This window comes from Pseudomonas sp. NPDC089396 (assembly GCF_044749545.1).
In the GTDB taxonomy this organism is placed as follows: Bacteria; Pseudomonadota; Gammaproteobacteria; order Pseudomonadales; family Pseudomonadaceae; genus Aquipseudomonas.
This window is the reverse complement of the sequence record NZ_JBIVIC010000005.1, coordinates 287757-309848: the sequence shown is the minus strand read 5'-3', so window position 1 is coordinate 309848 and position 22092 is coordinate 287757. Positions and strand designations below refer to the sequence as shown.

The 22092-nt window shown below is 63.7% G+C and carries 20 protein-coding genes and 1 riboswitch; of the genes, 7 read left to right on the top strand and 13 right to left on the bottom strand.

All coding sequences use genetic code 11. The features are described 5' to 3' along the window. Window positions 1–30: 30 nt before the first annotated feature. The 4 genes from ACIPZB_RS11690 to ACIPZB_RS11675 form a co-directional block, all read right to left on the bottom strand. Window positions 31–639 carry a YqiA/YcfP family alpha/beta fold hydrolase gene (locus ACIPZB_RS11690; RefSeq protein ID WP_400640313.1) on the bottom strand — a complete coding sequence of 203 codons (609 nt, stop codon included), beginning with the start codon at window positions 637–639 and terminating at the stop codon, window positions 31–33. A 195-nt stretch (window positions 640–834) separates the two neighbouring features. Then, entirely contained in the window at window positions 835–1638 is an 804-nt protein-coding gene (gene cpdA / locus ACIPZB_RS11685) for a 3',5'-cyclic-AMP phosphodiesterase (protein WP_400640312.1), read from the bottom strand. An 85-nt stretch (window positions 1639–1723) separates the two neighbouring features. Further along, on the bottom strand, window positions 1724–2176 hold the full coding sequence (locus ACIPZB_RS11680; protein WP_043273633.1) for a DUF1249 domain-containing protein: 453 nt from the start codon (window positions 2174–2176) through the stop codon (window positions 1724–1726). After that, on the bottom strand, window positions 2167–2784 hold the full coding sequence (locus ACIPZB_RS11675; protein WP_400640311.1) for an NUDIX domain-containing protein: 618 nt from the start codon (window positions 2782–2784) through the stop codon (window positions 2167–2169). Before ACIPZB_RS11675 ends, ACIPZB_RS11680 begins: the two co-directional genes overlap by 10 nt. Before the next feature lie 185 nt (window positions 2785–2969). On the opposite strand from ACIPZB_RS11675, the gene ACIPZB_RS11670 reads away from it, so the two are divergent. Beyond that, complete coding sequence (locus ACIPZB_RS11670; protein ID WP_400640310.1) at window positions 2970–3716, top strand: RsiV family protein; 747 nt, start codon at window positions 2970–2972, stop codon at window positions 3714–3716. On the opposite strand, the gene cytX is transcribed toward ACIPZB_RS11670, so the two are convergent. Both cytX and thiC read right to left on the bottom strand, forming a co-directional pair. After that, window positions 3685–4968, bottom strand: coding sequence for a putative hydroxymethylpyrimidine transporter CytX (gene cytX, locus ACIPZB_RS11665; RefSeq protein WP_400640309.1), 1284 nt, complete (start codon window positions 4966–4968; stop codon window positions 3685–3687). The two genes, ACIPZB_RS11670 and cytX, sit on opposite strands and share 32 nt — an antisense overlap. Window positions 4969–5108: 140 nt before the next feature. Further along, entirely contained in the window at window positions 5109–6995 is a 1887-nt protein-coding gene (thiC, locus tag ACIPZB_RS11660) for a phosphomethylpyrimidine synthase ThiC (RefSeq protein WP_400640308.1), read from the bottom strand. 156 nt (window positions 6996–7151) lie between these two features. Further along, window positions 7152–7258: riboswitch (TPP riboswitch) on the bottom strand. A 162-nt stretch (window positions 7259–7420) separates the two neighbouring features. Between thiC and ACIPZB_RS11655 the strand changes: the two genes are divergently transcribed. Continuing rightward, window positions 7421–8857 (top strand): TolC family outer membrane protein, encoded by a 1437-nt coding sequence (locus ACIPZB_RS11655; RefSeq protein WP_400640307.1) that lies wholly within the window; start codon window positions 7421–7423, stop codon window positions 8855–8857. Window positions 8858–9007: 150 nt separating this feature from the next. On the opposite strand, the gene waaA is transcribed toward ACIPZB_RS11655, so the two are convergent. Both waaA and ACIPZB_RS11645 read right to left on the bottom strand, forming a co-directional pair. Further along, entirely contained in the window at window positions 9008–10279 is a 1272-nt protein-coding gene (waaA, locus tag ACIPZB_RS11650; protein ID WP_400640306.1) for a lipid IV(A) 3-deoxy-D-manno-octulosonic acid transferase, read from the bottom strand. Between the two features lie 11 nt (window positions 10280–10290). Continuing rightward, window positions 10291–11181, bottom strand: coding sequence for a LysR family transcriptional regulator (locus ACIPZB_RS11645; protein WP_400640305.1), 891 nt, complete (start codon window positions 11179–11181; stop codon window positions 10291–10293). A gap of 86 nt (window positions 11182–11267) precedes the next feature. Here ACIPZB_RS11645 and ACIPZB_RS11640 point away from each other — a divergent pair, with 86 nt between their 5' ends. The 4 genes from ACIPZB_RS11640 to ACIPZB_RS11625 all read left to right on the top strand — a co-directional run bounded on the left by ACIPZB_RS11640 (window position 11268) and on the right by ACIPZB_RS11625 (window position 14751). After that, window positions 11268–11600 (top strand): multidrug efflux SMR transporter, encoded by a 333-nt coding sequence (locus tag ACIPZB_RS11640; protein ID WP_008095055.1) that lies wholly within the window; start codon window positions 11268–11270, stop codon window positions 11598–11600. 145 nt (window positions 11601–11745) lie between these two features. Continuing rightward, the gene (locus ACIPZB_RS11635; RefSeq protein WP_400640304.1) at window positions 11746–12921 is read left to right on the top strand and encodes an NAD(P)/FAD-dependent oxidoreductase; all 1176 of its coding nucleotides are present in this window, start codon (window positions 11746–11748) and stop codon (window positions 12919–12921) included. Continuing rightward, window positions 12918–13730, top strand: coding sequence for an aldo/keto reductase (locus tag ACIPZB_RS11630; RefSeq protein ID WP_008095059.1), 813 nt, complete (start codon window positions 12918–12920; stop codon window positions 13728–13730). The genes ACIPZB_RS11635 and ACIPZB_RS11630 overlap by 4 nt, the downstream gene beginning before the upstream one ends. A gap of 52 nt (window positions 13731–13782) precedes the next feature. After that, window positions 13783–14751, top strand: a complete 969-nt coding sequence (locus ACIPZB_RS11625; protein ID WP_400640303.1) for a metal ABC transporter ATPase — start codon at window positions 13783–13785, stop codon at window positions 14749–14751. Between the two features lie 120 nt (window positions 14752–14871). On the opposite strand, the gene hldE is transcribed toward ACIPZB_RS11625, so the two are convergent. From hldE to ACIPZB_RS11610, 3 genes are all read right to left on the bottom strand, one after another. Next, complete coding sequence (gene hldE / locus ACIPZB_RS11620) at window positions 14872–16293, bottom strand: bifunctional D-glycero-beta-D-manno-heptose-7-phosphate kinase/D-glycero-beta-D-manno-heptose 1-phosphate adenylyltransferase HldE (RefSeq protein ID WP_008095061.1); 1422 nt, start codon at window positions 16291–16293, stop codon at window positions 14872–14874. A 129-nt stretch (window positions 16294–16422) separates the two neighbouring features. After that, on the bottom strand, window positions 16423–18231 hold the full coding sequence (gene msbA / locus ACIPZB_RS11615; protein WP_400640302.1) for a lipid A export permease/ATP-binding protein MsbA: 1809 nt from the start codon (window positions 18229–18231) through the stop codon (window positions 16423–16425). A gap of 15 nt (window positions 18232–18246) precedes the next feature. Further along, a complete protein-coding gene (locus tag ACIPZB_RS11610; protein WP_400640301.1) occupies window positions 18247–19422 on the bottom strand; it encodes an O-antigen ligase family protein in 1176 nt (391 codons plus the stop codon). A gap of 98 nt (window positions 19423–19520) precedes the next feature. Between ACIPZB_RS11610 and ACIPZB_RS11605 the strand changes: the two genes are divergently transcribed. Further along, window positions 19521–20126: a toluene tolerance protein gene (locus ACIPZB_RS11605; protein ID WP_400640300.1), complete on the top strand. Its 606-nt coding sequence runs from the start codon at window positions 19521–19523 to the stop codon at window positions 20124–20126. 3 nt (window positions 20127–20129) lie between these two features. Here the strand turns inward: ACIPZB_RS11605 and ACIPZB_RS11600 are convergent, their stop codons facing one another. Both ACIPZB_RS11600 and ACIPZB_RS11595 read right to left on the bottom strand, forming a co-directional pair. Then, window positions 20130–21221: a glycosyltransferase gene (locus ACIPZB_RS11600; protein WP_400640299.1), complete on the bottom strand. Its 1092-nt coding sequence runs from the start codon at window positions 21219–21221 to the stop codon at window positions 20130–20132. Window positions 21222–21266: 45 nt separating this feature from the next. Then, the gene (locus ACIPZB_RS11595) at window positions 21267–22040 is read right to left on the bottom strand and encodes a glycosyltransferase family 2 protein (RefSeq protein WP_400640298.1); all 774 of its coding nucleotides are present in this window, start codon (window positions 22038–22040) and stop codon (window positions 21267–21269) included. Between the last annotated feature and the right edge of the window lie 52 nt (window positions 22041–22092).

The following is a 22092-nucleotide window of genomic DNA, read 5'->3' as shown; positions in this document are numbered from 1 at the left end:
CTCGTCGTCAGTCTGGTGAGTGCGAAAAAATCAAAATACAGAAAAATCGAGCGCCGCGTACTGCTGCCGGGCAATCCCGGCGAACGCCAGCAGGGCCGGCAGCTGCGCGGCGAAGCCCTGGTAGCTGTGGTCGCCGCCGGCCTGGATACGCAGGGCGCAGGCCCGGTAATAGCGTTCGGCGTGGCGATAGTCCAGGGTTTCATCGGCGGTCTGCAACCACACTTGATAGCGGCTGGGGTCCTTGGGTGCCGGCACTTCCAGCTCGGCCAGCGCCTGCACGTGGTCGTGGGTCAGCTCCCAGGTTTCACCCGTGTAATGATTGCGCTGGCTGCCCAGGTAGCCGTCGAACCGCTTGTGCGGGGTTACCGCCGGGTTGACCAGCAATGCCTTCAGGCCATGGCGCTCGGCCAGATGGGTGGCATAGTAGCCGCCGAGCGAGCTGCCGACCAGCAGCGGCGCGCCCAGCTCGGCGATGGCGGCTTCGAGCTGCACCATGGCCTGGCGTGGGTGATGGTGCAAGGCTGGTGCACGCAGGTGGCCGGACAGCCCCAGTTGCTGCATCACCGCTTCGAGCTGACGCGCCTTGGTGGACAGCGGAGAGCTGTTGAAGCCATGGATATAGAGGATGGAACCCGACATGCTGCCCCCGGAAATCTAGGCTTCGCACCCGAGGGTACGGGCGCAGGGATGCGCAGTGTAGCGTGTTCGCCGGGTTTTGGTGCCGCGGCTGGTTTTTCGCAACAATTTCAGCGGCCAATCGCCGGCAAGCCGGCTCCCACAGGGGGGTGGGAGCCGGCTTGCCGGCGATTGGGCTGCGAAGCAGCCCCACAAACATCAGTACCCCGGGCTGTCGAAGTCGAGCCTGACCTCGAAGTCCGTGGCCCGCTCCACACCGGTTTCCAACCGCCCGTCGCCATGCAGGCGCAGCCAGCGATAACCGGGCTGCTCCTCGCTCACCTTGAAGTCCTCGCTGGCGGCGGCGAACTGGATACAGGTGGACGGTGTGGCCAGCAGGCGCACGCCATCGCGCACTTCATCCCATGGCTGATGGATATGGCCCCAAAGCAACCCTTTGACCTGTGGATAACCCGCCAAACGCTGAAACAGCTCATTGGCATTGCGCAAGCCGATGGGCGCAATCCACGCACAGCCAATGTCTACCGGCTGATGGTGGCAGCACACCAGGCAATGGCGCTCGCCTGCCGATGCCAGCGCCTCGTCGAGCAGTGACAACTGGTCCTGCTCAAGCAGCCCATGGGTAGCCCCTGCCACCGCCGTATTGAGCATCACCACTCGCCAGGCACCCACGTCGGTGACCGCCTGCACCAGCTGCGGCGCCACTTCGGCCATCACCCGCGCTTCGTCATGATTGCCCGGCAACCAGCGCGCGGGAGCACCCAGCCCAGCGGTCAAGGTACGGAAAGCTTCATAGGAAGCGACACTGGCGTCCTGTGACAAATCACCTGTACACAGCAGCAGATCGATACGCGGTTGCTCGCGCCGCACCTGCTCGATCACATGGCGCAGGCTGTCACGGGTGTTCAGGCCCAGCATGGTGCCCGCCGGGTCGGCGAACAGATGGGCGTCGGTCAGTTGCACCACATGCACGGGTGCCGGGGAAAGATCTGGGTGCGGCAACGGCCGTCTCCTCGAGCGGATTCAGCAGGGATTATCGCGCTGCAGCCGTGGCGAGCAAACAGGCGAAACCGACCGGCGTCACATTTCAGCGCACACTTGCCAGTTCATGGCCACACGCCAGGCAGTGGCTCAGCCATTCGCCGAGGAAAAGATTGAGCTGGGCTTTCTCGTCCGGCTGATGCATCGCTTCATTGGGATACGGGTAGATGCTGCGCAGGCGCCGGGTATGTTCGGCGCTGATCACTTCGGCCATGCGCGCATCGTGGTACACCTGCACCTCCAGGTGCGGCACCGGCAGCCAGGGTAGGCTGTGCTCCTGACGTACGCGCAAGGTGGTGGTGTATGGGCAGGCCAGCACGACGTCCAGCACCAGCACGCCGAGCATCTGATCGCCCTGGGTCATGCCGATGCGCCGCGAGCTCTGGCTGGTGCGCATGTCGGGTAGAAGGCGCATGAGCCGGGCATAGTTGGCCTCGCAGGCTGCTTGCAGCCCGGCCAGGTCGACCCGATAACGCTCACGCAGCAGGTTCACTTCCACATACCTCGAACTTCGTCACGGTTCAGTGCCAACCATTGCAGGCCGATGATGGTCGCCGCGTTGCAGATGCGCCCGTCGCGCACGGCCTGCAAGGCATCCTCGAACGACCAGATGCGCACCCGGATATCTTCGCCTTCTTCTTCCAGACCATGCAGGCCACCGGCGCCTTCGCTGCTGCAGCGCCCGAGGAACAAGTGCACGAATTCATCGCTGCCACCCGGCGACGGGAAATAGCGGGTCATCGGCCACAGGGCGCTGAAGGTCAGGCCGGCTTCCTCTTCGGCTTCGCGGTGGGCCACTTCTTCCGGCTGTTCGTCCTTGTCGATCAGCCCGGCGACCATCTCGATCAGCCAAGGGTTGGCAACCTTGTCCAACGCGCCGACCCGAAACTGCTCGATCAGCACCACTTCATCGCGCAGCGGATCGTAGGGCAACACGCATACGGCATCGTGCCGCACGAACAGCTCACGACTGATTTCACGCCCCATGCCCCCAGCGAACAGTTCATGGCGCAGCCGCAACTTGTCGAGCTTGTAAAAGCCCTGGAAGCAATTGGCCCGCTCGATGATCTCGAAGCCCTTGGGCACTGAATTCAACGCGTCTGACATGGAAATCCTCATTACCTCGAATACCGCATCGCGCCATCCTACTCTGCACGCTTGCCGGTTTCATCCCTTTCCGGCAACCGTTCGTGCAGTCGGGACAGCGCGTCTTCTCTCTGTTAGCTTAGTGGCGAACTGAAGGCCGCGCAGACGGTCAAAGGCCGACTTTTCCCCGTTCTGCAAGGATCATCATGACACTTGTCAAACTGACTTCCGTGGCTGTGCTGGCCTTGGCCCTAGGTGCCTGCCAGAGCCTGTTCACGCCCAATTACCGGGCTCCGCTAGAGGTCAAGCGCGATGCCTGGGAGCACGTCAAACCCGGCTGCAGCGCCAGTGACTGCCCGTTGGTCAACATCGATACCATCCACTTCCCGGACCTGCCGAAACTCGACGCCATCGTCGAGAAACGCCTGCTGCAACTGACCGAAGACAACCAGCGTGGCACTGCGCCAAGCACCTTGCAGGCCTATGAGCAGCAATACCTGGCCAGCGCCGACAAGCGCAACAGCAGCTACCTGCAGGCCAAGGTACGTGAACAGCATGACGGACTGGTGATCATCGAGCTGTCCAGCTACCTCGACAGCGGTGGTGCCCACGGCATGCCCGGGCGTGGCTTCATCAACTACTCGCGCAAGCTGGACAGGGAGCTGACCCTCCAGGACATGCTGGTGCCGGGCCAGGAGGACACCTTCTGGAAGACCGTCGAGGAATCGCACCGCGCCTGGCTGATCAGCGTGGGCATGGACAAGGACGCCCAGTTCGTGAAGACCTGGCCGTTCCAGAAGTCCCCGCACATCGCCCTGACCTACGGCGCGGTAGTGGTCAAGTATGAGGTCTATACCATCGCGCCCTATTCCATGGGCCACGTGGAACTCAAGCTGCCCTACCCGCGCCTGAATGGCGTCATCAAGCCTGAACTGTTTCCCGGCCGCGGCTGAGGCTCAGTAGCGCATGCAGCCCACCTGCCAGCATCAGTGCTGGCAGGGTGGCCCCCAGCGCTGGCGCTTGCGCGGCGATCAAATGGTAGGCCGCGACACCCACTACCCAGGCCAGCAGCGCCTGCCAGTGCAGCCCGTCGACCTGAGCTGGCGCGCGGCGGCGGCGGATCACGTAGTGGTCCATCAGCACCACGCCGAACAGCGGCGCGAACACCGAACCGATCAGCAGCAGGAAGTTTTCGTACTGGGCCAACGGCGCCAGCAGGGCGATCAGGGTGCACAGCACGCCGATGGCCAAGGCCAGGTGTTCGACTTTCACAGGCACCAGCAAGCCGCTGGAAACCGCAGCCGAGTGGATGTCGGCAAAGGCTTTCTCCGACTCATCCAGCAGAATCAACAGCAACGGAAGGCCCATGCCGGCACCCGCCAGGGCCAGCAGCAGGGCATTGGCCTCGCCGCTCGGGGCGAATGCCAGGGTGTAGGCCACACCCAGGCTCATCAGCCAGGTGTTGCCAATGAAGTAGCCCAGCACGGTCCCGCCGAAGACGCGCTTGCCGTTGCTGGCGAAACGCGAGTAGTCGGCGATCAGCGGCAGCCACGACAGCGGCATGGCAATGACGATGTCAAAGCCCACGGCCAGCGACATCGAACCGTCACCACTGCGCGTCCACAGCTCGGCCAGGTCGGCCTTGGCGAACAGGTTCCAGGTCAGCCACAGGCAAGCCCCCATCAGTACCCAGATGCCCCATTTGCGCAAGATCTTGCGCACGAAGGCCAGCGGCCCGCTGACCGCTAGCAGGGTCGCCAGGCCGCCGAAGCAGAGGGTCCAGAGCATCGGGCTGTTCCACAGACTGTCTTCGCCGAAGGTACGTGCGCCGAGCAGGCTGGCCGCATCACGCATGACGATGATCTCGAACGCGCCCCAGCCCACCAGTTGCAGGAGGTTGAGCAGCGCCGGCAAGCGTGCGCCGTGGCGGCCCAGGCTCAGGCGCAGGGTGGCCATGGCCGACAGGCCGGTGTCGCTGCCGATGACGCCTGCTGCGCCCAGCAGCAGCACACCCACGCCGGTGCCGAGGGCGATGGCCAGAACGGCGCCTGCCAGGCCAAGGCCGGGGGCAAGCATGGCGCCCACCTGCAGGACCATCAGGCCGATGCCGAGGGAGAACCACAGCGAGAACAGGTCACGGCCGCCAAACGGGCGCTGGCTGGAGGGGACCGGGTAGTCGGGGGAGAAATGGCTGGGGATGGTCATGCTGATTCGTGCTCGCCAGAAAAAAGGGTGGGTCCAATCGCCGGCAAGCCGGCTCCCACAAGGATCGCGCAATCGCAGTACCTGTGGGAGCCGGCTTGCCGGCGATGCGGTGCGCATCGCGCACCGCCCGATTATTGTTTTTACACCTTGTGGTACAGCTGGCTGCCTTCCTGGCGGAACCGCTCGGCCTGCTCGCGCATGCCATCCTCGACCGCGACATCCACCGCCTCGATGCGTTGGTTGGCGGCGTATTCACGGACTTCCTGGGTGATCTTCATCGAGCAGAACTTCGGCCCGCACATCGAGCAGAAGTGCGCGACCTTGGCCGACTCCTTCGGCAGCGTCTCGTCGTGGTAGGCCCGCGCGGTGTCCGGGTCCAGGCCCAGGTTGAACTGGTCTTCCCAGCGGAATTCGAAACGTGCCTTGGACAGCGCGTTGTCACGAATCTGCGCGCCCGGGTGGCCTTTCGCAAGGTCGGCAGCATGCGCGGCGATCTTGTAGGTGATGATACCGGTCTTGACGTCGTCCTTGTTCGGCAGGCCCAGGTGCTCTTTCGGCGTGACGTAGCACAGCATCGCGCAACCGAACCAGCCAATCATCGCCGCACCGATACCCGAAGTGATGTGGTCATAGCCCGGTGCGATGTCGGTGGTCAGCGGGCCGAGGGTGTAGAACGGCGCCTCGTCACAGCACTCCAGCTGCTTGTCCATGTTCTCTTTGATCAGCTGCATCGGCACATGGCCGGGGCCTTCGATCATGCACTGCACGTCGTGCTTCCAGGCGATCCTGGTCAGCTCGCCGAGAGTTTCCAGTTCACCGAACTGGGCCGCGTCGTTGGCGTCGGCGATCGAGCCCGGGCGCAGGCCGTCACCCAGCGAGAAGCTGACATCGTAGGCCTTCATGATTTCGCAGATCTCATCGAAATGCGTGTACAGGAAGTTCTCCTGGTGATGCGCCAGGCACCACTTGGCCATGATCGAACCGCCGCGGCTGACGATGCCGGTAACCCGCTTGGCGGTCATCGGCACGTAGCGCAGCAGCACGCCAGCGTGGATGGTGAAGTAGTCCACGCCCTGCTCGGCCTGTTCGATCAGGGTGTCGCGGAACAGCTCCCAGGTCAGGTCCTCGGCGACGCCACCGACCTTTTCCAGGGCCTGGTAGATCGGCACGGTGCCGATCGGTACCGGCGAGTTGCGGATGATCCACTCGCGGGTTTCATGGATGTGCTTGCCGGTGGACAGGTCCATGACCGTGTCCGAACCCCAGCGGATACCCCAGGTCAGCTTGGCCACTTCTTCCTCGATCGAGGAACCCAGGGCGCTGTTGCCGATGTTGCCGTTGATCTTCACCAGGAAGTTGCGGCCGATGATCATCGGTTCCAGTTCCGGGTGGTTGATGTTGGCCGGGATGATCGCGCGGCCGCGGGCGATCTCTTCGCGCACGAACTCGGCAGTGATCTCTTTCGGGATGCTCGCGCCGAAGCTGTGGCCGGCGTGCTGTTGGCTGAGCAGGCCGGCGGCGCGGGCCTCCTGCAGCTTCATGTTTTCGCGGATGGCGACGTATTCCATCTCGGCGGTGATGATGCCCTGGCGCGCATAGTGCATCTGCGTGACGTTGGCCCCGGCCTTGGCCCGGCGCGGGTTGTTCACGTGGGCGAAGCGCAGCTTGGCCAGTTCCGCGTCGTTCAGGCGCTGCTGGCCGAAGTTGGAGCTCAGGCCGGCCAGGCGCTCGGTGTCGCCGCGGGCGTCAATCCAGGCCGAACGCACATCGGCCAGGCCTTTGCGCACGTCGATGATGACCTCAGGATCGGTGTACGGGCCGGAGGTGTCATAGACCAGCACCGGCGCGTTGCTTTCGCCACCGAAGTCGGTGGGGGTGTCGTGCAGGCTGATTTCGCGCATGGGCACGCGGATGTCAGGGCGCGAGCCTTCGACATAAACTTTGCGCGAGCGCGGGAACGGTTGCACGGACTGCTGGTCGACTTGTGCCGACTCGCTGAGGTTGATCGATTTTTCTTGTTTGCTCATCACAGGCTCTCCAGACGTCTTCCTTGCGGGCGAATGTCGGGGAGAACCTGAAAGGCATGAACGCACCCCTTGACGGGTGTGCAGTGCCGGATGTGGGGTGCCTTGAGCTGCATGCAGCTGCGACATTCCCGGATCTGGCACAAGAGGCTCCCCGGGAAGGCGAGCAATCTTGTTCCCTACGCAGGCGCTAACCTGATCAGGTTCAACGGGATCCGGAACTCTCCGATCTCAGCCTTTGACTCAAGGCACCCCGACAAGAACATGCGCAGTCTAGACTGGAGTGGTCCGCAAAGCCAAGCGGGTAAAACAAGGCGATGATGAAAGGCAAACTCGGCGATTGTTGCCAGGGGCCCACGGCACTACACTGGCCCGTCGTTCGATACTCAACAGTTCAGAAATTACAATCTCGTACAAGGATTGCCTCTATGCTGCGCAAACTCTCACTGGCGATTGCCGTGTCTTGTGCGTCCAACGGTGTGGTCTGGGCAGCGCAAGTGCCCCCGACGGTAAAGACCGATCTGGTCAGCGTCTACCAGGAAGCGGTAGACAACAACGCCGATCTTGCTGCCGCACGTGCCGATTACGGTGCCCGCCGCGAAGTGGTGCCCCAGGCCCGCGCCGGCCTGCTGCCGAACCTGTCGGCCGGTGCCGAGATGCAGAACACGCGCACCAAGTTCGACGAGCCGTCGGCCACCACCAACCGCAGTGGCAATTCGTGGAATGCAACCCTCTCGCAGCCGATCTTCCGCGCCGACCGCTGGTTCCAGCTGCAGGCAGCCGAGGCCGTCAACGAACAGGCCGCGCTGGAACTGTCGGCCACCGAGCAGAACCTGATCCTGCAGACCGCACAGAACTACTTCGCCGTGTTGCGCGCCCAGGACAACCTGGCCGCGACCAAGGCCGAGGAAGCCGCGTTCAAGCGCCAGCTGGACCAGTCCAATGAACGTTTCGACGTCGGCCTTTCCGACAAGACCGACGTGCTGCAGTCCCAGGCCAGCTACGACACCGCCCGGGCCAACCGGATCATTGCCGAGCGCCAGGTGCAGGACGCCTTCGAGGCCCTGGTGACCCTGACCAACCGCGAGTACAGCGCGATCCAGGGCGTGGTCCACACCTTGCCGATCCAGGTTCCGATTCCCAATGACGCCAAGGCCTGGGTAGAAACGGCTGGACGCCAGAACCTCAACCTGCTGGCCACCAACCACGCGGTCGACGCCGCTGAAGAAACCTTGCGCCAGCGCAAGGCCGGCCATGCACCGACCCTGGATGCGGTGGCGCGCTACGACAAGGGCGACAACGACAATCTCGGATTCTCCAACCCCTCGCCCTTCCCCGGCCAGCGCTACAGCGGTGATGTGGAACAGACCACCATTGGGCTGCAGCTGAACATTCCGATCTACAGCGGCGGGCTGACCAGCTCGCAGGTGCGCGAGGCGTACCAACGCCTGAGCCAGAGTGAGCAGCAGCGCGAGAGCCTGCGCCGCCAGGTGGTGGAAAACACCCGCAACCTGCACCGTGCGGTGAACACCGATGTCGAACAAGTTCAGGCGCGCAAACAGTCGATCATTTCCAACCAGAGTGCGCTGGAAGCCACCGAGATCGGCTACCAGGTCGGTACCCGCAACATCGTCGACGTGCTCGATGCACAGCGCCAGCTGTATACGTCGGTGCGTGACTACAACAACAGCCGCTATGACTACATTCTCGACAACCTGAGCCTGAAGCAGGCGGCCGGGACCTTGAGCCCGCAGGACCTGATCGACCTGAAGCGCTATCTGAAGGCGGACTACAACCCGGACAAGGATTTCCTGCCGCCGGACCTGGCCGCCGCTGCCGCTAAGAACTTCGAACGCAAGCCTTGATTCAGGAGCACGGTCGTTGTTGTAGGAGCGGCCTTGTGTCGCGAAAGGGCCGCAAAGCGGCCCCCAGATATCAGCAGCGATGCACAAATTGCCGGGGCCGCTTCGCGGCCCTTTCGCGACACAAGGCCGCTCCTACAGGGATCGCATCGCTTAGCGAATGAGTGCCCCCAGCCCATCGAGCAACCGCTGCAAGGCCCCCTGATTGGCCCGCATCACCGCCCTGCCCGCCTCGCCCATGCGCTGCGCATCCTGGGGCAACTCCACCAGTCGACGCACCGCCTCGGCCAGCCCCTCGGCATCGTCGATCTGCTGCAACGCGCCCGCCTCACGCAGCATTGCCGTGATCTCGAGGAAGTTGAACACGTGCGGCCCCATGACCACCGGTAACGCCAAGGCCGCCGGTTCCAGCGGGTTGTGGCCACCGGTGGCGACCAGGCTACCGCCGACGAAGGCGATGTCGGCCAGCGCATAGAGGAACAGCAACTCACCCATGGTGTCGCCGAGCAACACGCGGGTCTGGCCATCGACCGCCGTGCCGGCCGAGCGACGCACCGTGGCGAACTGCTCGCTGCACAAGGCATGCACCGCATCGAACCGTTCGGGATGGCGCGGCACCAGAATCAACAGCGCATCGCCATGCACCTGCAGCAACTGCCGATGGGCCTGCAGGATCAACGCATCTTCCCCTTCGTGGGTGCTGGCCGCGATCCATACCGGGCGCTGATCGGCTCCCCATTGCTGGCGCAAGGCCTTGGCACGCGGCAGCAACTGCTCGTCGATCTTCAGGTCGAACTTGATCGAACCGGTCACCTGCACACACGCGGGCCGCGCGCCCAGGTCGCGGAAACGCTGCGCCTCGGTTTCGGTCTGCACCGCAATCAGGCTCATCTCGGCCAGCATTGGCCGGGTCAGCTTGGCAAAGCGCGCATAACCACGCGCCGAGCGCTCGGACAACCGCGCATTGGCCAGGGCCACGGGAATACCCCGCTTGGCACACTGGTGGATGTGGTTGGGCCACAGCTCGGTTTCCATGATCACGCCCAGGCACGGGCGCACATGATCGAGAAAGCGCCCCGCCGCCCACGGCAAGTCGTAGGGCAGGTAGCAATGCTGGATGCGAGGTTCATCGGCGAACATTGCACGAATGCGCTCGGAGCCGGTCGGGGTCATGCAGGTGAGGGTGATCGGCAACTGCGGGTAAGCCTTGAGCAGCGCGCGCACCATCGGCGCGGCGGCGATGCTTTCACCGACCGACACCGCATGCACCCAGATGCCGCCCTGACGCATGGCCGGCAGGTTGCGGGCAAAGCGTTCGCCAATGCGCTGACCATAGGCCGGCGCCTTGCGGGCACGCAGGTACAGGCGCAGCGCGACCAGCGGCAGGCCCAGGTGAAACAGCAGGGTATAGAGGGTTCTGTTCATGGCGGCGAAGTTTAACCGATCGCGCGCAGGTGCACCGCAAAGCGCTCGGCCAACCATTGTGCGGCCGGCCCCAGCGGCTCATCCCGGCGCCAGGCGAGCTCCACCACCAAGGCCGGGGGCCGCCACTCGCTGTCCAGCTCGACCATCTGCGCCTGGTAGGTCGGGTACTGCACCACATGTCGCGGCAACCAGGCCCAGCCCAGGCCACGCATCAGCAGCTCGGCCATGGCGTAGAAGCTGTCGGCACGCCAGACCTGCGGGCTGATCGCCTCGCCGCCGGGGTAGCCGCTTTGCTGGGGGGTGATGAGCAATTGGCGGTGAAGCGCCAGTTGCTGGCGGGTGACCCGCGCTTCACGCGCCAGCGGGTGATCGACCGCGCACACCGTGACCATCTCCACACTGCCCAGGGCACGCCGCTCCAGCGATGCGGGAATGCTTTCGTGATGAAAGAACAACCCCAGGTCAGCGCGCCGCTCCGCCAGCTTGCGCGCCACATCGCCCTGGGCACCACTGGCCAGTTGCACCTCCAGAAAGGGGTAGCGGCTGGCCAGTTCGTCGAGGCTGTCGATGACGGGCTGATAGGGCATGGCCTCGTCCTGGGCAACCCGCAACATGGCTTCCTGACCCCGCATCAGCGCCAACGCTCGACCATCCAGGCGTTCGCACTGACGCAACAGCTCGCGGGCATCCTCCAGCAAGGCCGTGCCATTTTCGGTCAGCCTGGGCTGCCGACCGCTGCTGCGTTCGAACAGGGTGACGCCAAGGTCTGCTTCCAGCAAAGCAATCGCGTTACTGATCGCCGATTGCGCCCGACGCTGCTCACGGGCAACCGCCGAGAACGAGCGCAATTCGGCGACCCGCGCGAACAGGCGCAGTTGTTCGAGATCCCAACGCTCTGCCATCAACCTATCTCCCATGCTGATAGGTAATGACTTTACCCCATCCGAGGGACGTCTAGAATGCTCGACCAGTAACCGGAGAACCCCCCATGAACGCCTATACCTACCTCGCCATCGCCATCTGCGCCGAAGTCATCGCCACCGCTTCCATGAAAGCGGTCAAGGGACTAAGCACGCCGCTGCCGTTGCTGCTGATGGTCGTTGGCTACGGGATCGCGTTCTGGATGCTGACCCTGGTGGTGCGCAGCATTCCGGTGGGCATCGCCTATGCGATCTGGTCGGGGTTGGGGATAGTACTGATCAGCGTGGCGGCCCTGGTGATCTATGGGCAGAAGCTGGATGTGCCGGCGATGCTGGGCATGGCGATGATCGTGGGCGGCGTGGTGGTGATTCAGCTGTTCTCGAAAACTGCCGGGCATTGATGTTTGCCTGAGAGGGCCTATCGCCGGCAAGCCGGCTCCCACAGGGGCTCAGCGCTGTACCGGTGGGAGCCGGCTTGCCGGCGATAGGGCCGTCGCAGATATAGCCTGTATACTTGCCTGCTGTCCCAGTCTTCGAGGTACCGCCATGCCATCCGCCATTTCCACTGACGTGTTGATCGTCGGCGCCGGGGTCGCAGGCCTCTGGCTCAATGCCCGGCTGCGTCGCCTGGGATACTCCACCGTGCTGGTGGAACGCGCCAGCCTCGGCGGCGAGCAGACCATCAAGTCCCAGGGCATCATCCACGGTGGTACCAAGTACGCCTTGCACGGCGCCCTGACCGGCGCGTCAGAGGCCATCGCCGACATGCCGCGCCGCTGGCGCGAAGCCATTGGCGGCAGCGGCGAGCTGGACCTCAGTCGCACCCGCCTGCTTTCCGACGCCCACTACCTGTGGTCGCCGGGCACGCTGGCCGGCAATATCACCAGTTTCTTCGCCAGCAAGGCCGTGCGTACCCGGGTCGAACAAGTCAAAGGGGAGCAACTGCCGCCTGCGCTGCAGGATCGAGCCTTCAAGGGCAAGGTGTATCGCCTGGCCGAACTGGTCATCGACGTGCCCAGCCTGCTGGCCAACCTGGCCGAACTGGCAGGTGACAGCCTGCTGGCCGGCCAGCGCATCGAGCCGCTGCGCGAAGGCGACGAACTGGTTGGCCTGCGCGTCGACGAGCGCGAAATTCGCGCCCAGCGCGTTGTGCTGAGCGCAGGCGCTGGCACCGAGGACTTGCTGCATGCCTTGGGCTTGCGTCAACCCGCCATGCAAACACGCCCCTTGCACATGGTCATGGCCAAGGGCGCCAACCTCAAACCGCTCTATGCTCACTGCCTGGGCGGCGGGCCGAAGCCACGGGTGACGGTCACCACTCATCCGGCCGCGGACGGGCAATGGGTGTGGTACCTGGGTGGCGACCTTGCCGAAGCCGACGGGGTAGCCCGCGAGCCTGCGGCGCAGATTGCCGCGGCACAAAAGGAAATCGCTCAGTTGCTGCCATGGGTCGACCAGAGCCAGGTTAGCTGGGCCACGTTGCGCGTCGACCGCGCCGAGCCCGCACAATCCGGCCTGGTACGCCCGGACAACGCCTTCCTCGCCGATCAGCAGCGCTTGCTGGTGGGCTGGCCGACCAAGCTGGCGCTGGCCCCCGACTTCAGCGACCGGGTCATCACCCACCTTGAGCGCGAGGGCATCCGCCCGCAGGCGCAGGCCGACCTGTCCGACCTGCCACGCCCACCGCTGGCCGTGCCGGCCTGGGAGCAACTGCTGCCATGAGCCTGCCGACCCTGCATGACTTTCACCGCCCCCTGGGCAGCACCGGCCTCAGGGTGTCGCCCCTGGGCCTTGGCACGGTCAAGCTCGGCCGCGATCAAGGCGTGAAATACCCCACCGGCTTTACCATCCCCGGTGACGACGAAGCCCGCCTGCTGCTGGCCCAGGCCCGCGAACTGGGCATCAACCTGATCGACACCGCGCCGGCCTACGGCCGCAGTGAAGAACGCCTGGGCCCGCTGCTGCGGGGCCAGCGCGATGAATGGGTGATCGTCAGCAAGGTCGGTGAAGAGTTCGAGGATGGCCAGTCGCACTTCGATTTCAGTGCCGCCCATACCCGTCGCTCGGTCGAGCGCAGCTTGCAACGGCTGGAAACCGACCGCATCGAACTGGTACTGGTGCATTCCGATGGCAACGACTTGGCGATCCTGGAGCAGCAAGAGGTCTACCAGACCCTCGCCGCGCTCAAGCAGGAAGGCAAGATCCTGGCTTATGGGCTCTCCGGCAAGACCGTGGCCGGTGGCCTGAAGGCGCTGGAACAGGGCGACTGCGCCATGGTCACCTACAACCTCAATGAGCAGGCGGAACGCCCGGTGCTGGACTACGCTGCCGAACACGGCAAGGCCATTCTGGTGAAGAAGGCCTTGGCCAGTGGGCATGTCTGCCTTGCGCCAGGCGTCGATCCGGTACAGGCCAGCTTCGAGCTGCTGTTTTCTCACCCTGGCGTGAGCAGTGCTATCGTCGGCACCATCAATCCGTTGCACCTGGCCCACAACGTGGCCACCGTCGCCCGTATCCTGGGCCAGCATTGAGTTGTCGCCACCCCTAGGGCCTGGAGACTGACCCGACGCAAGGAGGAGCCTCGTGCCGCGTACCCTGATTCGCAAGAACCCGAGCAACTTCAAGACACTGCCGCTGCATGTCGAAGCCACCGCCGAGGGCCTGGTCTACCAAAGCATCGGGATGCCGCTGAACTTTGCCCAGACCCAGCAGCGGCGCCGGGCCATCCAGCTGCCCGACAACCAGCGTTTCGTGGTGGAACTGGCCAACCTGGGCGTCTCGGTGCGCTTGACCTTGCACTGGCAGCAGCGTGACTACTGGGTGCTGGTACGGCAACGCCGCCAGGACCGGGGCGATGTGGTGCTGAAGCTGATTTCTGGCTATGTCCCCGCCCAGGAGCTCAACCTGCCGCTGCATACTGCCGTGCAGGAAGTGGCCGAGGAATGCTTGCTGGAAACGCCCGAAGGCTGGCTGGGCGGGCGCTTCAACGATACCTGGCTGCCGGCCCCCTACGCTGCAGCCCTGCATTACCGCGAGGCATTGCCGTTCGTGCTGACGCCACAGTCGGGCGCTGCCCGGCCCGTGCATTGCGGCAACCTGACGCTGCTGGAGCGCCCGCGAGCCTATGTGCACCTGCCTACCGCATCGTTGCAGTTGATCTACGACATGCGCCTGCACGTGCCCCGGGAGGCGAAGAAGCTGAGCCTGTTCCACGTCGACGAACGCCTCGAAGGCGGTCAGTTGGTGGCCCGCCTCAACCGCAAGCGGCCAGACCTGTACCTGATGCCACTGCAGGACGGCCAGCCAGTGGCCGAGCTGTATACGCTGAAGAAGGACGAATTGGTGCCGGCGAGCACCCGCGGGCTGTACCTGGCCGAGAGCTTTGCCCGGCAGAACGGTTGGGTGGTCACGGATGAGCGTATTCGCTGGAAGGACTGGGTGAAGCAGCAGGGCCTGGTGGAGCGCAAGGCTACGCCGGCTTCACATCTGCAGCGTTTTGGCGACAAAGCGCGGGCGCTGTTGGAGCGGGCGCGTACCTCACTGCACAAGTGAAACGGGGGCTGCTCTGCAGCCCATCGCCGGCAAGCCGGCTCCCACAGGGTTTTGCAGCGCTGCTGGCCCCTGTGGGAGCCGGCTTGCCGGCGATTGGGCCGCGCAGCGGCCCCCGCTACCTCAGTTCTTGCGGATTTTCTCGACAATCGCCGTGGTCGAGCTGTTCTCGACCAGCCCCAGCACCTTCACCGTACCGCCGTAGGCGCGGACGATATCGGCTCCGACCACCTGGTCGATGCCATAGTCACCGCCCTTGACCAGCACGTCCGGCTTGACCTGGCTCAGCAGGTTTTCCGGGGTACCTTCCGGGAAGCTGATTACCCAGTCCACCGCCCCCAGCCCCGCCAGCACAGCCATGCGCCGGTCGACACTGTTGATCGGCCGACCCGGCCCTTTCAAGCGACTGACCGAAGCGTCGTCGTTGACCGCAACGATCAACCGATCACCTTGGGCGCGGGCCTGCTCCAGGTAGGTCACATGCCCGGCATGCAGGATGTCGAAGCAACCGTTGGTGAACACGATCTTCTCGTTGTGCGCACGCGCGTCGTCGATGGCCAGCAGCAGTTGCTCCAGCCCCAGCACACCACGCTCGGAACCTTCTTCGCGCTGTATTGCACGGCGCAGTTCAGGCGCACTGATGGCCGCAGTACCCAGCTTGCCGACCACGATACCCGCAGCCAGGTTGGCCAGGGCCACCGCGTGAGGCAGGTCTTCACCCGCCGCGATGGCAGCCGCCAAGGTGGAGATGACGGTATCACCGGCACCGGTCACATCGAACACTTCGCGGGCACGGGCCGGTAGGTGTAGCGCCGGCTGGCCGACGCGCAGCAGGGTCATGCCATGCTCGCCACGGGTCACCAGCAGCGCACCCAGGTCAAGGTCCTGCAGCAGTTGCAGGCCCTTGGTGACCAACTCCGCTTCATCGGCGCAGCGGCCGACGATGGTTTCGAACTCGCTGAGGTTCGGGGTAATCAGGCTGGCGCCACGGTAGATCGAAAAATCCTTGCCCTTGGGGTCGGCCAGCACCGGGATGCCCTTGGCACGCGCGGCCTGGATCAGGCTCTGGTGATTTTTCAGCGCGCCCTTGCCGTAGTCGGACAAGACCAGCACCTTGACGCCTTCGAGCAGGCTGTCGACTTCCGTGCCAAGCGACAGCGGGTCAGTGGCGAACGGCTCTTCAAAATCGATGCGCAGCAGTTGCTGGTGGCGACTCATGACCCGCAACTTGACGATGGTCGGCTGGTGGGCGATGCGCTGGAACACCGAACGCACGCCGGCAGCCTGCAGGCTGTTGGCCAGGCTGTCGGCGGCCTCGTCCTGACCGGTAACGCCGATCAGCGAAGCCGGTGCACCCAGCGCGGCAATGTTCAAGGCAACGTTGGCCGCGCCGCCTGGGCGATCTTCGATCTGATCGACCTTGACCACCGGCACTGGCGCTTCCGGCGAGATACGCGAAGTACCACCATGCCAGTAGCGGTCGAGCATGACATCGCCGACCACCAATACCGGGGCTTGATCGAAACGCGGCATGGATAACTTCATGGGCAACCCATATGAAAATAATGAACAGGGGCAGGATATTAGCACAGGGTAGACGACGGCTTTATGGCCAGATCGGACCCTGGAAAATTCCGGTGACAATCGGGGCCGCAGGCCCCGATCACAGAGGACTCAGGTGATATCGGCCTTGGCCGGCTCATCCAGGCCCATGGCATGCAGGCGGGCATAATGGCCATTGGCGGCCAGCAGCTCGGCATGGGTGCCACGCTCTACCAGGCGACCCTGGTCCATGACCAGAATCATATCGGCCTTCTCGATGGTCGACAGGCGGTGAGCGATCACCAGCGTGGTACGGCCTTGCATTACGTGGTCCAGGGCGGCCTGGATATGCCGCTCGGATTCGGTGTCCAGGGCCGAGGTCGCCTCGTCGAGGATCAGCAACGGTGCGTTCTTCAGCAAGGCCCGGGCAATCGCCAGGCGCTGGCGCTGGCCGCCGGAAAGCAGCACACCGTTCTCGCCAACCTCGGTATCGAAGCCTTTGGGCAGCTGGTCGACGAACTCCTTGGCATAGGCATCGGCTGCCGCCGCTTCGATGTCCGCGCGCGGCGCGCCGGCCAGGTCACCATAGGCAATGTTGTTGGCCACGGTGTCGTTGAACAGGGTGACATGCTGGGTCACCTGCGACACGTGCTTGCGCAGGTTGCGCAGGCGGTAGTCCTCGATTTCCACGCCATCGAGCAGAATCTGCCCTTCGTTGTGGTGGTAGAAGCGTGGGATCAACGCCGCCAGGGTCGACTTGCCGCTGCCCGAGCGCCCCACCAGGGCAATCATCTGCCCAGGTTCGGCAACGAAGTTGATATCGCGCAGCACTTCGCGCTCGGTGCCAGGGTAGGTGAAGCTCAGGTTGCGCACTTCGAGGCGCCCCTGCACCCGCTCTTTCTCGACCGTGCCGGTATCGATCTCGGGCTCTTCGTCCAACTGCTCGAAGATGCTCTCGGCACCGGCCAGGCCTTTCTGGATGGTCGAACTGACTTCCGAAAGCTGGCGGATCGGCTTGGGCAGCAGGCCCGCCGCAGTGATGTAGGCCACCAGATCGCCGGCGGTGGACTCACCGCGCAGGAACAGCACCAGGAACATCAGCGCCGCCATGGCGCTGTAGATCACCAGCTGCAGCATCGGCGTGTACAGCGAACCGGTCTTGGTCATGCGCAGTTGCTTGTCGGTGTTGCTCTGGCTGGCGCGACCGAAGCGCTGCTGCTCGTAAGCCTCGCCGCCGAAGCTGCGGACCACGCGGTAACCCTGGATAGTCTCGGAAGCAACGTGGGTGACATCACCCATGGCCACCTGGATCTTCTTGCTCTGCTTGCGAAATTTCTTGCTGGCGACGCTGACCATCACCGCGATCACCGGCAGGATGGCCACCATCACCAGGGTCAGGTGCCAGTTCATCCACAGCAGGTAGGCAAACAGGAACACCACGGTCAGGCCTTCGCGGATGACCACCTTGATGGCGTCGGTAGCGGCGCCAGTGACCATGGTCACGTTGAAGGTGATGCGCGAGATCAGGTGCCCGGAGTTGTGGTTGTCGAAGTAGCGGTTGGGCAGGACCAGCAGCTTGTTGAACAACTCGACGCGCAGATCGTGCACCAGGCACAAGGAGACCTTGGCCAGAAAGTAGTTACCCAGGAAAGAGCCCAGCCCCTGCCAGGCGGCGATCAGGATGATCAGCAGCGGTACCGCCTGCAGCAGCTGCAGGTCACGCAAGTACGGCACGGTGGGGAACAACACCGCTTCGGGGTTGCTCAGGCCATCGACGAAGTACTTGAGAATCCCGGCCAGCATGGGCTGGGTCGAGGCAAAGATCACGAAACCGATGATGCTCAGCAGGAAAATGCCGACATAGGGTTTCACGTAGCTCAGCAGCCGGAAGTAGATCTTCAGGCTGGAGGTGTGCTCCGCCGGTAGCGGTGTTTCGGCCATCATCGAGCTCGCTGTTCAGGTTGAACCGGAAATTTTACCACAGGCGCCATTTTCGGCACGCCCCCAGGGTAACAACATGGCCAGGCCGACCGTCAGCCAGCTGACGAACCACTCGGCGCGCGGCGTGCCGGTCAGGCTGGCGGCATCGAACTGCATGGCCATGGTGGAGTAAACCCACAACGCGAGCAGGATCTTGCCGAGCACGGTATCCCGGGCGCGAACGATTTCGCCCAACGTGAACAACCACACCGCGATCCATAGCAGCATGCCCGGCAGGCCGAGCTCCATCGCGACATGGGTGAACATGTTGTGCGAATGATCGAACAGCAGGCCCGCCGCACTCACCTTGTACTCTGCGCCCAAGCCCAGCCCTGTCCAAGGGTGCTCGCCAATCATCTGCAGCACCGACTGGAAAATTTCCGGGCGGAACGAGGAGCCACGAGCAGTGATAACGTTGTAGAGCATGTAGAAGGCCAAGCCGGAGGCAAGCATCGCCGCCATTGCAATCAGCCGGCTGTGGCGGTCACGGAACCACAGCGGCGCGAGCACGGCGGTGAGCACCAGCGCCAGCGCCGCACCACGGCTCTGGCTGAGCAAGACGAACGCCCCCAGGCACGCCAATGCCAGGAACCAGGCAAGCTGCGCACCGCGCTTGTGAGGCACCTGATAAAGCAGCATCAGTACCGCGGCCCCCGCCACATAGGCACCGAGAATCGGGTGGGAAATTTCGCCAATGCCTTCCAGCCGCCCCATCAACGGAGTGCCCAATACGACATAGAAGTGGATGATGGAGATCAGCGCGGCGACGGCCAGCAAGCCGCCACCCAGCTGCAGCAAGTGGCGAATCCGCACAAGGCCGGCCTGGGCCAGCAAGGGGAACGCCATCAGGAACACCAGGATGTACACCAGGCGCTTGACCTCCCGCCCAGGCTCCTCGCCTGATGACCAGGACAAGCTGAGCCCTGCCCACAGCATCAACGCCAGCAATGCTCCCCAAAGTGCTGGCTGGCGCCGCCAGGCCTCCATGAACGCCCCGCGGGCAGACCAGGCCAAGACCAGCGTCGGCAACCACAAGAACAGGACCAAACCCTGTTGATAGAGCTTGTTGCTAGGCGCCAATGCAATCGCAGCAATGAACCAGACCAGACCAAAACCCAACCAGGCCCGTGCCCAGCTTTTTTCGTACAACATTCATTCCCCCGGTCAATCAAAGACACCGTCATGGTGCTACCGCATTATTTTCGGCATTATTGCCGTCATTTTGATCGCCAGACGACAAGGCTCAATTCATGCAATGCTCCCCGCTCAACCAGGTCGACTTCGATCAGCTGACACGTGGCGCCCAGGTTCTAGAGGCAGACAGCCATGGTGCCAAAGTCTACCTGCTCGAGGATGGCAATTTCCTCAAGGTTTTTCGTCGTAAACGTTTGATTTCATCTGCGCTGCTACGCCCCTACTCCCAGCGTTTCGTCGACAATGCTGTGCGCCTCGCGCAAATGGGCATTCCCACGCTGCAGGTGATCAGCCAGCACAAACTCGACCTGCCAGGCCGAACTGCGGTGCTGTACCGCCCGCTTCCCGGGCGCACGCTGTTGCAGATGTCTCGCGATGCCGACTTCAGCTGGGCCACCTACCTGCCCCGCCTGATCGAACTGATCCGCCAGCTGCACCGCAGCGGCATCTACTTCCGCTCGCTGCACCTGGGCAATGTGGTGGTAACGCCTGATGAGCGCCTTGGCCTGATCGACGTGGCGGACATGCGTTTCCTGCGCCCGCCCCTTTCCGCACGCATGATCCGGCGTAATGTGCAGCACATGGTGCGTTACATCGAGCGGGAGAAACTGGGTGACCGCTTCCCCCTCGCCGACTTCGAGGCGGCCCTGCTGGCGCGCTGAACCTCAGCCGCGCAGCAGGCTCGCCGAGCCATTCTGGAAGGCCCGCCAGGCCGCTTCCGGCGCCAGCGCCTGACGCTGCCGGGCGGCCAGGGTTGCCGCGCCGAGTGCATCGCAGCGCGCTATCGCTTCGGCCCAGGCGTCCATGTCGCCAACCGGCAGGTAGCAACCAGCCCCTTCGAGCTGCTCGTGAAACACCGGCAAGTCACTGCAGATGACCGGCACATCGGCCATCACCGCCTCCTGAACCACCAGGCCCAGGCCCTCGGCACGCGATGGCACCAGCAACCAGTCGAACGCACAGTACAGCTGCCGCAGGTCATCGCGGTGGCCGCACAAGTACACGCGGTCACTCAGTCCCAGTGCATGGACACGCGCCTGCAGATCCGCGCGCAACGGACCGTCACCAATGATCGCCAGGTGCATGTGCGGATGCCGGGCAGCGCCTTTGGCGAACGCGTCGATCAAGATCTCGAAACCTTTGCTCTCCACCAACCGGCCCACGGCGCCAAGCACCTGGCCGTCGGTTTGCGGCAAGGCCAGGGCCTGTCGCGCCTGTTCGCGGCTCATCAAGGATTGACGGAAAGCTTCTGGCTCAAGGGCGATACGCAGCGTCTGAACCGGCCGACCGAGATCCTGCTCCAGCGCCTGAGCGAGCGTCTGCGAAACCGCTGCGATGCTCAGGCGTTCGGCGGGCAATTCGCGCAACAGGCGAATGTCACTGGCGTTCAAACGCGTCCGGCCATGGAACAGCACCTTGGCCCGCACGTCAGGAATCTGCTGCAACAATGGCAGTACCAGGCGGGCAACGCCGACACCGTCCAGCAGCAGCACATCGACCTCGGCCTCGGCCAGCGCCTTGCGCAGACGCATGCGCAACCATGGCCGCAACAGGCGCCACAGGTGCCGTCCTTTCAGCGCCCGCTGCGGCATGTGCCATTCACGCGTGGAGCCAAGCCCACAGCACAAGCCACTGCCCAGTAGCAGCCAGTTACTAATGCGGGCATCTGCGCCAGCGTGCGACAGTACCTGCCGGTGAACCTGATGGATGGACATATATGGCGAACCGCCAGCCCACATCATGTTGACGATGTTCATGGGGATAGCGCCCCTCTCCCGCTCAAGCCAGGTGGGACAGTGAATTCAGTGAACAAAAAGTGATATTCCCATGCCTACCAAGGCCCCCATAAGCAGCGTCAATGCCAGCTTTACCCGATCCCTTTGGCGCCGTTTGGCCTTGCGTTGAACCTCTTCAGGCAAGGTTACGTGGCTGCCAAAACCCGTGTGCAACACTGCATCACCTTCCAGCGTCACGGCTGTAAGATTTAACTCAGCATAGCGACGGGAAAGCGCCTTTTCACCAGCATAGGCGGCAAAAGGCGCACAACGCTGATAATCACTGAGGCGACGCAAGCCTGGATTGAGCGAAAACGCCTGCCACTCGGCTTTTTCCGAAAGCAGCGGGTAGCAAGGCACCCCCGCCACCACCTGGCGATCGCCCAAGTGAATGTAGGGACTGTGGATGGCCAAGTCGTGGGCGTAGCTGCGCAGCCAGACTTGCAGCAGTTCGGGCCGCTCCTGCAGGACCGCCCGGGAGTCCTCCACGAATGCCTGGCGGTAGAATTGCCAGTCATCTTCGCAATGAAAGATATAGGGCGTCTTGACCCGGCTGTAGGCCAGGTCGATGGACGCCAACTGCCCGAGCTTGGGGCGGTTGACGAATACCGTGCAATACGGCTTCCAATGCTCAGGCACGGCACCGTGCACGGCATCGTCACCCGAGTCTTCGGTAATGAACACTTCACGTATCGGCGCGGTGTTAAAGCGATCGAAACTCTCAAGGGTATCCTTGAGCAGGTCGAATCGACCGCAGCTGGTCACGACAAGCGTGACATCACTTTCTTCAGAAAAGCGCACCGGACTCCCTCCGCGTTGCGACAATCGACTTCCCGTTCCCGGTCCGTGAGCA